Annotated in this window: 9 protein-coding genes, 1 tRNA gene, 1 rRNA gene and 1 pseudogene; 6 read left to right on the top strand and 6 right to left on the bottom strand. The window is 39.8% G+C overall.

Going from position 1 to position 11,368, the window contains the following annotated elements:
• Window positions 1-107: 107 nt before the first annotated feature.
• A 16S ribosomal RNA gene (locus tag QUG14_RS23915) occupies window positions 108-1,657 on the bottom strand.
• 573 nt (window positions 1,658-2,230) lie between these two features.
• Between QUG14_RS23915 and QUG14_RS23910 the strand changes: the two genes are divergently transcribed.
• The 4 genes from QUG14_RS23910 to QUG14_RS23895 all read left to right on the top strand — a co-directional run bounded on the left by QUG14_RS23910 (window position 2,231) and on the right by QUG14_RS23895 (window position 5,289).
• On the top strand, window positions 2,231-2,926 hold the full coding sequence (locus tag QUG14_RS23910; RefSeq protein WP_289342959.1) for an MgtC/SapB family protein: 696 nt from the start codon (window positions 2,231-2,233) through the stop codon (window positions 2,924-2,926).
• Window positions 2,927-3,008: 82 nt separating this feature from the next.
• Window positions 3,009-3,081: transfer RNA gene (locus QUG14_RS23905), tRNA-Ala, on the top strand.
• Window positions 3,082-3,430: 349 nt separating this feature from the next.
• Complete coding sequence (locus tag QUG14_RS23900) at window positions 3,431-3,757, top strand: DUF485 domain-containing protein (RefSeq protein WP_289342958.1); 327 nt, start codon at window positions 3,431-3,433, stop codon at window positions 3,755-3,757.
• The gene (locus QUG14_RS23895) at window positions 3,757-5,289 is read left to right on the top strand and encodes a solute symporter family protein (protein ID WP_289342957.1); all 1,533 of its coding nucleotides are present in this window, start codon (window positions 3,757-3,759) and stop codon (window positions 5,287-5,289) included. The genes QUG14_RS23900 and QUG14_RS23895 overlap by 1 nt, the downstream gene beginning before the upstream one ends.
• Before the next feature lie 38 nt (window positions 5,290-5,327).
• Here the strand turns inward: QUG14_RS23895 and QUG14_RS23890 are convergent, their stop codons facing one another.
• Together QUG14_RS23890 and QUG14_RS23885 are read right to left on the bottom strand one after the other, a co-directional pair.
• The gene (locus tag QUG14_RS23890; protein WP_289342956.1) at window positions 5,328-6,668 is read right to left on the bottom strand and encodes a DEAD/DEAH box helicase; all 1,341 of its coding nucleotides are present in this window, start codon (window positions 6,666-6,668) and stop codon (window positions 5,328-5,330) included.
• A gap of 125 nt (window positions 6,669-6,793) precedes the next feature.
• Window positions 6,794-7,033, bottom strand: a complete 240-nt coding sequence (locus QUG14_RS23885; RefSeq protein ID WP_289342955.1) for a sulfurtransferase TusA family protein — start codon at window positions 7,031-7,033, stop codon at window positions 6,794-6,796.
• 138 nt (window positions 7,034-7,171) lie between these two features.
• On the opposite strand from QUG14_RS23885, the gene QUG14_RS23880 reads away from it, so the two are divergent.
• Entirely contained in the window at window positions 7,172-8,059 is an 888-nt protein-coding gene (locus QUG14_RS23880) for a selenium metabolism-associated LysR family transcriptional regulator (protein WP_289342954.1), read from the top strand.
• 31 nt (window positions 8,060-8,090) lie between these two features.
• On the opposite strand, the pseudogene QUG14_RS23875 reads toward QUG14_RS23880, so the two are convergent.
• A pseudogene (locus tag QUG14_RS23875) lies at window positions 8,091-9,226 on the bottom strand (zinc-dependent alcohol dehydrogenase).
• Window positions 9,227-9,239: 13 nt separating this feature from the next.
• Window positions 9,240-9,434: a hypothetical protein gene (locus QUG14_RS23870; RefSeq protein ID WP_289342952.1), complete on the bottom strand. Its 195-nt coding sequence runs from the start codon at window positions 9,432-9,434 to the stop codon at window positions 9,240-9,242.
• Between QUG14_RS23870 and QUG14_RS23865 the strand changes: the two genes are divergently transcribed.
• Complete coding sequence (locus QUG14_RS23865) at window positions 9,411-9,698, top strand: spore coat protein (RefSeq protein ID WP_289342950.1); 288 nt, start codon at window positions 9,411-9,413, stop codon at window positions 9,696-9,698. The two genes, QUG14_RS23870 and QUG14_RS23865, sit on opposite strands and share 24 nt — an antisense overlap.
• Window positions 9,699-9,727: 29 nt before the next feature.
• Here the strand turns inward: QUG14_RS23865 and QUG14_RS23860 are convergent, their stop codons facing one another.
• A complete protein-coding gene (locus QUG14_RS23860; protein ID WP_289342949.1) occupies window positions 9,728-11,227 on the bottom strand; it encodes an acyl-CoA synthetase in 1,500 nt (499 codons plus the stop codon).
• Window positions 11,228-11,368 lie beyond the last annotated feature (141 nt).

Raw genomic sequence — 11,368 nt, 5'->3', positions numbered from 1 at the left:
AGTTTTCAAAGAACGAGTTTAATCATGAGAGAAATTGCACTCTCAAAACTAAACAAACAAGTAACAGTCAACTTTTTATCAGTCCATATGGACTGCATTATCCTTAGAAAGGAGGTGATCCAGCCGCACCTTCCGATACGGCTACCTTGTTACGACTTCACCCCAATCATCTGTCCCACCTTAGGCGGCTGGCTCCTTACGGTTACCCCACCGACTTCGGGTGTTACAAACTCTCGTGGTGTGACGGGCGGTGTGTACAAGGCCCGGGAACGTATTCACCGCGGCATGCTGATCCGCGATTACTAGCGATTCCGGCTTCATGTAGGCGAGTTGCAGCCTACAATCCGAACTGAGAATGGTTTTATGGGATTGGCTAAACCTCGCGGTCTTGCAGCCCTTTGTACCATCCATTGTAGCACGTGTGTAGCCCAGGTCATAAGGGGCATGATGATTTGACGTCATCCCCACCTTCCTCCGGTTTGTCACCGGCAGTCTCCTTAGAGTGCCCAACTAAATGCTGGCAACTAAGAACAAGGGTTGCGCTCGTTGCGGGACTTAACCCAACATCTCACGACACGAGCTGACGACAACCATGCACCACCTGTCACTCTGTTCCCCGAAGGGAAACGTCCTATCTCTAGGAGTGTCAGAGGATGTCAAGACCTGGTAAGGTTCTTCGCGTTGCTTCGAATTAAACCACATGCTCCACCGCTTGTGCGGGCCCCCGTCAATTCCTTTGAGTTTCAGCCTTGCGGCCGTACTCCCCAGGCGGAGTGCTTAATGCGTTAGCTGCAGCACTAAAGGGCGGAAACCCTCTAACACTTAGCACTCATCGTTTACGGCGTGGACTACCAGGGTATCTAATCCTGTTTGCTCCCCACGCTTTCGCGCCTCAGCGTCAGTTACAGACCAGAAAGCCGCCTTCGCCACTGGTGTTCCTCCACATCTCTACGCATTTCACCGCTACACGTGGAATTCCGCTTTCCTCTTCTGTACTCAAGTCCCCCAGTTTCCAATGACCCTCCACGGTTGAGCCGTGGGCTTTCACATCAGACTTAAAGGACCGCCTGCGCGCGCTTTACGCCCAATAATTCCGGACAACGCTTGCCACCTACGTATTACCGCGGCTGCTGGCACGTAGTTAGCCGTGGCTTTCTGGTTAGGTACCGTCAAGGTACCGGCAGTTACTCCGATACTTGTTCTTCCCTAACAACAGAGCTTTACGACCCGAAGGCCTTCATCGCTCACGCGGCGTTGCTCCGTCAGACTTTCGTCCATTGCGGAAGATTCCCTACTGCTGCCTCCCGTAGGAGTCTGGGCCGTGTCTCAGTCCCAGTGTGGCCGATCACCCTCTCAGGTCGGCTACGCATCGTCGCCTTGGTGAGCCATTACCTCACCAACTAGCTAATGCGCCGCGGGCCCATCTGTAAGTGTCAGCGTAAACCGACTTTCAGCTTTTCCTCATGAGAGGAAAAGGATTATCCGGTATTAGCTCCGGTTTCCCGAAGTTATCCCAGTCTTACAGGCAGGTTGCCCACGTGTTACTCACCCGTCCGCCGCTAACCTTTAGGAGCAAGCTCCTAAAGATTCGCTCGACTTGCATGTATTAGGCACGCCGCCAGCGTTCGTCCTGAGCCAGGATCAAACTCTCCAAGAAAGTTGATATAGCTCATTTGTTACGTTGGCTTAGCTTTTATAAAAAGCTAAAAAATTGTTTGTTGACGTTCTTGTTTGTTTAGTTTTCAAAGAGCAATATACTTATCATTTCTGAGCCTGTCCTGCTTAGCGGCTCAAAAGCGACCTCATTAATTTAACACATCCTCTATTTCAATGTCAACAACTTTTTAAAAAACTTTTTTGTTGTGTGACTCTCTCGGTGAGGACGAGATTTAATATACCATGTTCGAAAAATGTTTGCAATATAATTTACAAAGTTTTTTTTGATTCTTTTAATTTATAACCATCTATTACTTTATCCATTTGAAGAGAATAAAGGATATTCACCTGTCAAAGGATAAATCAATTGGGAGATAAACTCATAAAATCCTTCATTCATGTATATGTAATTGGAGAAGGCTAATCTAGAAAAACGAGAACAACAACATAATCTTGTCCACCAATAATATATTATAAGAAATATTTCTTATTTTAACATTGCAGGGATGTCGTATAATAGAAAAGATAGTTTAACTAAGTATAACTATACTTAATAATAATGGACGTGAAGCCAATGGAGAATATTGATTACGATATATTACTAAAGCTTGGAGTTTCAGCTATTTTCGGACTTATCATTGGGCTTGAACGCGAAATAAAGAGAAAACCTGTAGGTTTAAAAACAAGTCTTGTTATATCTGTTGTAAGTTGTCTACTTACAATTGTTTCAATCGAATCAGCTTATATGTTTCCTCATTCTGATAATGTAAAAATTACAATGGACCCTCTTCGTCTTGCGGCACAAATAGTATCAGGTATCGGTTTTCTAGGAGCAGGTGTCATTCTTAGAAGGGGTAATGATAGTATCTCTGGATTAACTACAGCTGCAATGATTTGGGGAGCAGCAGGAATCGGGATTGCTGTTGGGGCTGGTTTCTTTATCGAAGCGTTTGTTGGCGTTGCCTTACTCATCATTAGTGTGGAATTAGTGCCTTACGTAATGAAGTTTATTGGTCCCAAGCAATTGCGTGAAAAAGAAATTAGTCTTCAATTATTTATTAGGGATAAGATCCAAATTGAAAAGGCTATTTCATTTATTATGGAAAGAAAGTACATTATTCGCAGGATTCGTATAAAGGATTTAGATAACGGCGACCATCTCGTGCAAATATTAGTTGCAGTAGATTATCGTAACAAGACTACAGATGTGTATGATTCTGTTTCAAAATTAGAAGGCGTTCATAAAGTAGAAATAGAAAGCATGGGTTAAATTTACTTTTAACTAAAAAAAATGTAAAAAGACTATTGCAAGAATGGTATGAGAAAGATATAATTTTTCTTGTACCATACACGGGGGCTTAGCTCAGCTGGGAGAGCGCTTGCATGGCATGCAAGAGGTCGTCGGTTCGATCCCGATAGTCTCCATACTTAAAAACCTTTGCACTGCAAAGGTTTTTTTGTTTTTTTGGTAATACCTTTCAACCTCCTATTCCTTCATTTCGGTTTTTAACCTCAATATAATAAAAAATCCCTTTTGCAAAAAAATGTAATTTTTCCTATTGCAAATTTTAATATGTTGTTACTATAATAATAAACGTAATAAAAATTACAATATTTAGAAAAATCAATCTTTTAAAAAGGGGTGAGCACTTTTCTGCGGTTATGACTTTCTTAATTCCTTTGGTTCTTTACTTCAACGCACAGTCAGCTATGTCTATTTTCAGTCCTCATTTTTTTGTTGTATAGTTTGATACTATGAGAGGGGGAGCTTCCAATGGAGGCTAGAAAAATAACAGCTAACTCTGAAAGCGATTACAGTGCTATTGTTCAATCATCATCATTCCAAAAATTACTCTCCGAAAAGAAAAAATTCATAATTCCCATCACGATCTTCTTCTTTTGCTTTTATTTCGCCTTACCTATCTTAACTTCCTTTTCAACTGTTCTAAATAACAAATTCATAGGCAGTATTACATGGGCTTGGGTTTTTGCATTTCTTCAATTTGTTATGACTTGGGGATTATGTATGCTCTACTCTAAAAAAGCAAGAAAATTTGACGATTTAGCGGAACAAGTTGTTAAAGAAGGGGGGAAAGACTAATGAATACCGCTGCTTTTTCAATGTTTCTTGGTATCGTTTTTGTAACATTGGTTGTTACATACTTCGCTTCTAAACGTACAAAAAATGCAAGTGAATTCTATACAGCAGGTGGGGGGCTGACCGGCTGGCAAAATGGATTAGCTATCGCAGGTGATTATATGTCAGCGGCTTCGTTCCTTGGAATTGCTGGTGCAGTTGCATTAACAGGCTTTGATGGATTCTTCTACAGTATTGGTTTCTTGGTTGCGTATTTGGTTGTATTGTATTTAGTAGCCGAACCATTACGTAATTTAGGAAAATATACATTTGCAGATATGATTGCCGCACGCTTTGATGCTAAAAAGGTGCGTGGTTTTGCGGCCATGAACACCGTAACCATTTCTATTTTTTATATGATCGCTCAGCTTGTAGGAGCAGGTGCTCTAATTAAATTGTTATTAGGGCTAGAATATACAACATCGGTTTTAATTGTTGGAGTGTTAATGACTGTCTATGTTATTTTCGGCGGGATGCATGCAACAAGTTGGGTACAAATTATTAAAGCTGTCCTGCTAATGGGTGGCACATTCCTAATTTCCATTGTGGTTTTTGCAAAATTCAACTTCAGTATTACAGATATGTTCGATCAAATGAAAACAGCAACACCCTTAAAGGAAGCATTCTTAAACCCAGGAGTTAAATACAAGGATGGCATTGATACCCTTTCATTGAATATGGGTTTAGTTTTGGGTACAGCCGGACTGCCTCACATTCTGGTTCGTTTCTTCACCGTCAAGGATGCTAAGACTGCACGGAGTTCGGTTGTTTACGCAACTTGGATTATTGGAATTTTTTACGTTATGACGATATTTCTTGGCTTTGGGGCAGCAGCTTTCGTGGGCACAACTGATATTGTTGCAGCAAATGCTGCTGGTAATATGGCCGCTCCCCTTTTAGCGCAGGCACTTGGAGGTAATATGCTGTTCGCGTTTATTTCCGCGGTTGCATTTGCAACAATTCTTGCGGTTGTAGCGGGACTTGTTCTGACTGCTGCTTCAGCTTTTGCACATGATTTTTATAACGAGATTCTAAAAAAAGGGAAGGCAACAGAAAAACAACAGGTAAGCACAGCACGATGGGCAGCAATTGGAGTGTCTGTAGTCTCTATTGTTTTAGCTTTAGGGGCTCAAACCCTTAATGTCGCTTTCCTTGTTTCACTTGCCTTCGCAGTAGCTGCAAGTGCAAATCTGCCTGTTATTATTTATACGATTTACTGGAAGCGTTTTAACACTACGGGAGCCATTTGGGCAATGGTAGTTGGACTTATTTCTGCAATTGGACTTGTAGTCATTAGCCCGAATGTTTTCAGTCCCGAAGTAGGAAAGGCAATTTTCGTAGGGAATCCTCTATTTCCATACACAACACCCGGAATTGTATCCATTCCATTAGGATTTATTGCAGGGTATCTTGGAACGGTGCTGTCTCGCCAAAAAGCTGATGCGAAGAAATATGATGAGGTACTCGTTAAATCCAATCTTGGGATTGGTCAATAGGCAGCCAAAAAGGACTGAAAGTTACTTCAGTCCTTTTCTTATTTACTCCGTTTAACCAATCCTGATTTACTGCTTTTACGATTCCTGCCTCCACCTGCTTGGCTGGAATTTGTTTGCTTTCTTTTTATTGATTTTGGCTTACTTTCATTCCTTGACGAAGATTTAGGTTTACTGTCTTTCCCTTGGCCACTCGAACTTCTTCGCTTTTCATACCTTTTTCCCTGATCCTTAGTTGGTTCCTGTTTATTTTTTTGACTGCTTTCAGAGTTACCTATGTTTTGTTTTTGGATTGTTATAGTAAGTTCTTTTTCAATCATATCAAGAGTTGGCCGATCATCTGAGGAGTATAAAGTGATGGCAACACCTTTTGTACCTGCTCTCCCGGTTCTCCCAATTCGATGGATAAAGCTTTCTGCATCCTGTGGGATGTCATAATTAAATACATGCGTTACACCTTCAACATCAAGTCCTCTTGCAGCGACGTCTGTTGCAATCAACAGTTGGATTTCCCCATCCCTAAAGCGTTTCATCACTTGCTCTCTTTTTGCTTGTGATAAGTCGCCATGCAGTTCATCACATAAAAATTTGTGGGATTTAAGAACCTCATACAACTTTGAGACTCTCCGTTTGGTTCTACAAAAGATAACAGCTAAATATGGTCTATGTGTTTCCACCAATTCAATTAATGTTGCTTGCTTTGCTCGATCAATGGTGTGAATGGCAATTAGTTTAACATTTTCTGCAGGCCCCTGGTTTTTTTCTACTTGGATGTATTCAGGTTTACGCATATGTTTATTCGCTAATGTTCTTATTTCCTCCGGCATAGTTGCAGAAAAAAGCATGGTTTGACGGGACTTAGGCGTTTCCCTAATAATATCCTCAACTTCTTTCAGAAAACCAATATGCAACATTTGGTCTGCTTCATCAAGTACTAGGAATGATACTTCAGATAACTGAACAGTTCCTCTTCCAATATGGTCTAACAGCCTTCCAGGTGTGCCAACAACAATTTGAACATTTTTCTTTAACTTCTTCAGCTGTTTATCAACATCCTGACCACCATAAACCGCTAGTACATCAACACCGTCCATATCATTGGTCAATTTTTGGAACTCCTCTGTAATTTGCAAAGCCAATTCTCTGGTTGGAGTAACAATGAGGGCTTGCACATGCGAAGCAAGTGGATTTATTTTTTCTAAAATTGGTAATATGAAGGCAAACGTCTTTCCTGTCCCCGTTTGCGCCTGTGCAATCACATCTCTTCCCTGCATTACAAATGGGATTGCTTTTTCTTGGATGGGGGTTGCATTCACGACACCATAACTCTTTAATTTATTAATAATTGACTCAGAAATCCCTAATGAAACAAAATCAGGCAAAAAAATCCCTACTTTCTATATCTATACAAAAATTTTGTCTTATTTATATTGAGTGTTTATCACAGAAATAGCAAATATTCTTTTTACAAGAAAAAAAGCCTTATCAAATAAGATAAGACCCTCGTTTAGCGTTTTTCAATATAATAATAACTTATTCCCCCAAAATCCTTACGATCTAACAAAGTGTGATTTTGTATTTTAATCCAGGTTGGCAAGTCTTCACTTACCAAAGGTACATTGGAAATGACCTCGATAATTTGGCCGCTGTTCAACTTTTCCAATTTCGAGAACAGTCTATCTACTAACTCGCCAACGCCAGTTTGACCTGCATCGTAAATTACATCCGGTATATATTGAAGTGACATTCATTAAGCTCCCATCACATTATATTCTAATCCTCTAATACGTTCTATTATAAAAAAATGATATGATATGGTAAATTCAATTTATCTATTATATCAATAGGAATGAATCGTATATATAAATACAAGGGAGAAGATTTAATGGATTTACACCAATTACTTGTGTTTACAAAGGTTGTTGAACATAAAAGCTTTTCCAAAGCAGCTGAAGACATTTTTTTAAGTCAATCAACAGTCAGTTCCCATATTCAAGCACTTGAGAGAACTCTAAATGTAAGTCTATTTGATCGGGTTGGCAGAGAAAATATCCTTACACCCTCTGGTGAGCGTTTGTATCAGTGGGCATTAAAGCTTTTATTATTGAAAGACCAGGCAATGCTGGACTTAAAGGTGGGAGTGACCGAACTCAGGGGAATAATCAGAATCGGCGCAAGCTCTGTTCCTGGGCAATTTATGATTCCAAAGATGGTCAAGCAATTTAGAGATCAATACCCAAAAGCTACATTTTATATAAATCAATCTTCTTCAAAAAATATAGCGGAAAAGGTCCTAAACGGCTCTGTGGATTTCGGAATTTTAGGCGAAAAGTATGATAATGAAAAGCTTTGCTATATTCCTTTACTAAAAGAAAATCTAGTCCTTATCACTTCCAAGCAATCAGATATTGTCGGACCTGTGGAGATTAAAGACCTTCTGAGTTACCCATTTATTATGAGAAATTCTGATTCAGGAACCAATTCTCTTATTGAAAAATTTCTGAAAAAAAATCAAATTTCAAAAGACCAAATGAATATTGTAGCTTATACAGAAAATGGGCAGAGTTTAATTCAGTTCGTTCTCCAAGATATCGGTATTGCGATAATTTCGGAAATGGCTGCAAAAGAATATTATGATAGGAATTTATTAAAGATACATGAGATTAATGGGTTTAATGATGAACGATATTTCTATCTTGTTTATAACCTAAATAAAACCCAATCCATGTTATCTCAATTATTTATCGAAGGCGCAAAAGAATTGATCAAATGAAAAGGGCTGAGAATCTTCAGCCCCCTGTTGTTTACGGTTTAAGAATAACTTTTATACAATCTTCTGTTTTTGTATAAAATACTTCATATCCATGCTTCGCCTGCTCTAATGGCAATACATGAGTAATGATGTCACTTATATCAATTTTTCTTTCGTTTATCATATTGTATAAGAAGGACATGTAGGGAATAACCGGTGCCTGTCCTGTTTTGATATCGACGTTGCGCGAAAAGATATCCCCAAGCGGAAAAGCATTATATCTTCCTCCGTAAACACCAGTAAGTTGAATCGTTCCGCCTTTTCGTACAGCTTGACTGGCAATTACAATTGCACCCATGGCACCGCCATGAAGCTTCAGACCCGCTGTCAAAAACTCCATCGGGGTCATTTTGCCATCCATTCCTACGGCATCAATAACGATATCTTCTCCACCTCGGGTAATTTCCAACAAATAGTCTCCTACATTTTCATGTTCCTCAAAATTAACAATCTCCACTTTATTTGTGCGTTTTGCGTGCTGTAAGCGGTAGTTAATATAGTCAACAGCTATAACTCTTTTTGCCCCTTTTAACCAAGCAAATTTTTGTGCCAATAAACCGACTGGACCACAGCCTAAAACAATAACAGTATCATCCGGCTTTACCCCTGCATGGTCAACACTCCAATAGGCAGTAGGTGCAGCATCAGCTAGCAATACAAGTTTTTCGTCCTCCACTTCACAATTTTCGGGTATTTTAAATGGAGTGAAATTCCCAAAAGGAACCCTCATGTATTCTGCCTGTCCACCCGCATAACCACCAGTTGTTTCCGAATAACCGAAAACCCGCTGCCTTGCCCATGAGGGTTTGCATTGTCACATTGACTAGTTAGATCGTGATTACAATACCAGCAGTGTCCACAACTAACGTTAAATGGGATAATGACTCGATCCCCTTTTTTTAATTTTGTAACCTCCGAACCTACTTCCTCGACAATCCCAATTGGCTCGTGACCGATTACATAATCTGTTGGCAAATTAGGTATCATGGCATGAATCAAATGCAGGTCGGAGCCGCAAATGGCGGAAGTAGTTATCTTAACGATTATGTCATCTGGATTTTTAATACTTGGGTCTTTCACTTCTCTAACTTCAACATTCTTAATTCCTTGGTATGTAACAGCCTTCATCTCTCTCCTCCTTTTACTGGTTTGGTGTTGCAAACATCCCTTGTCGATCCGTATCGTTAGGATAGAGATTTAGCTTAGCAATCTGTACCGCTGTCTCTGCAGCCTTCAGATCAATCGGAAACTGCTCTTTAAAGTTATGAGGATGCAGCCAGCCCTTCTTTATCATTAATTCAGATATTTCAGTATGCAAATCAATGGCCGCCTCCATTTGCTTGTGAAAAATTCTTCTAAGTTCTGGGTTAACATTTCTGCTAAAGCAGGGGTAAGAAATTATGCAGTCGCCATTACCGAGACTGGGACCCCAGAATTAAAAGCTGCCCTTAGAGAACAATTAAATACGGCTATTGCCACACACGAAAAAATAACTAATTATATGATTTCAAGAGGCTTCTATCATCCACATAATTTAAGTGAACAGTTGCAGTTTGACTTGACTGTATCAGATACCGCTTTAAAACTTGCTGAAAAATAATCAAAAGGAGAACCGGCGTGGTTCTCCTTTTATGTTTGGATACTTAATTCCTTTAACTTCTTTTTATCAATTTTTCCAACATGTGTTTTCGGAAGTTCTTCGATTTGTATGAATTTCTTTGGAATTTTGTATCTTCCAAGTTTCTGTTCACAATAGAATTTAAGTTCTTCTTCATCAATCCTATAAGAATTTTTAGTAACGATAAACGCAGCAACAAGTTCTCCCCATTTTTGATCTGGCAGTCCGATAACGGCTACTTCGTCAACGAAAGGATGTGCTGCCAGCCAATGTTCAATCTCGAGTGGGTAGACATTTTCACCGCCAGTGATAATCATATCCTTCTTTCTTCCGACTATATAATGGAACCCTTCTTCATCCTTTCTGGCCAGGTCTCCTGTATGAACCCAGCCTCCCTTTTTCGTTTCAATCGTCGCCAGTTCGTTATTCCAATAATGCGAAAAAGAGTGTTTTCCTTTTATTAAAATTTCACCAACTTCATTCACTTGGGCCTCTTGACCATCTTCTTTTTCCAACTTTACAGCATTAAATAACATTGGTTTTCCTACTGACCCTCGTTTTATCTGTGCATCCCCAGGTTGAATGTAGAAATTATTTGGTCCGGCTTCCGTTAATCCATATCCTTCCTTAAAGGCTAATCCCTTTTTCTGAAAAGCCTCATATACTTGCAGCGGACAAGGTGCTGCACCTGACAGGAAGATTTTCATGGAAGGAAAAGCGCTTTTCTGGAACTCATCACTTTGAATAAGCAAATGGTACATCGTTGGTACAAGAAGAATAATCGTACAGTTGTATTGTTTGATTGAATTCACCACTTTTTCTCCTGAATACTGATCACCAATGACCACTGTTCCGCCAATCATTAGGATTGGAAGCGATAATGCATTTAGTCCGCCCGTGTGGAACATCGGCATATAGTTTATCGTTACATCCTCATCTGATAAATTCCAACTAAGAATAGTGTTAATGGCGTTCCATTGAATAGACTGGTGACTTAAGACAACACCTTTTGGCTTCCCAGTAGTTCCTCCCGTATAAATCATGGCTAATGGATCAGATTCAGAAATTGATTCCATTTGTTTACTGCCATCTAAAAGAGTCATCATCTCTTCATACATATGTCCACCAACTATAATGGAACTAGGTACTACAGCTTGTAAGGATGTAAACCTATTTTTAAATTTCTGATGAACTCCTAGCAATATTGGTGTACAATCCTTCAAAATTTCAATTAATTCATGTAAAGACAGACGCCAATTTAACGGGACAAATATGGCACCAATTTTTCCGCAGGCAAACAATAAGTCAAAATAACTGATATCATTGGGCGACAATAGTGCAACTCGATCACCTTTTTTAATACCCTGACTTTTTAACCAGCTGGCCACTGAGGATGAACGGTTATTTAAACCTTCATAGGTCCATGATTTATTTGTATCTTCATCAATTATTGCCCTCTTATTTGGCGATAACCTTGCTCTATTTTCAAGCCAATCGAGTTCCCACCTCACCGAACAATCGCTCCTTCACAACTAGATGAGGATATCTTACTGAATTCTAGTTACAGCGAAGTTACAGGACTTAAAAGAAAAAAGCAACCTTATGAAGGCCGCTTTACCAATTTAGCGCCAGCACCCAGGGGCACTTCAGCT

Origin of the sequence: Neobacillus sp. CF12, from assembly GCF_030348765.1 — a bacterium.
Taxonomy (GTDB): Bacteria; Bacillota; Bacilli; order Bacillales; family Cytobacillaceae; genus Neobacillus.
This window is presented reverse-complemented; position numbering and strand designations above follow the sequence as displayed.

Bases quoted from the DNA above. Each gene is read 5' to 3' on its own strand.
- QUG14_RS23870 (WP_289342952.1), bottom strand. From the start codon at position 9,434: ATGGAGGCGGCCATTGATTTGCATACTGAAATATCTGAATTAATGATA.
- QUG14_RS23910 (WP_289342959.1), top strand. From the start codon at position 2,231: ATGGAGAATATTGATTACGATATATTACTAAAGCTTGGAGTTTCAGCT.
- QUG14_RS23885 (WP_289342955.1), bottom strand. From the start codon at position 7,033: ATGTCACTTCAATATATACCGGATGTAATTTACGATGCAGGTCAAACT.
- QUG14_RS23895 (WP_289342957.1), top strand. From the start codon at position 3,757: ATGAATACCGCTGCTTTTTCAATGTTTCTTGGTATCGTTTTTGTAACA.
- QUG14_RS23865 (WP_289342950.1), top strand. From the start codon at position 9,411: ATGCAAATCAATGGCCGCCTCCATTTGCTTGTGAAAAATTCTTCTAAG.
- QUG14_RS23880 (WP_289342954.1), top strand. From the start codon at position 7,172: ATGGATTTACACCAATTACTTGTGTTTACAAAGGTTGTTGAACATAAA.
- QUG14_RS23900 (WP_289342958.1), top strand. From the start codon at position 3,431: ATGGAGGCTAGAAAAATAACAGCTAACTCTGAAAGCGATTACAGTGCT.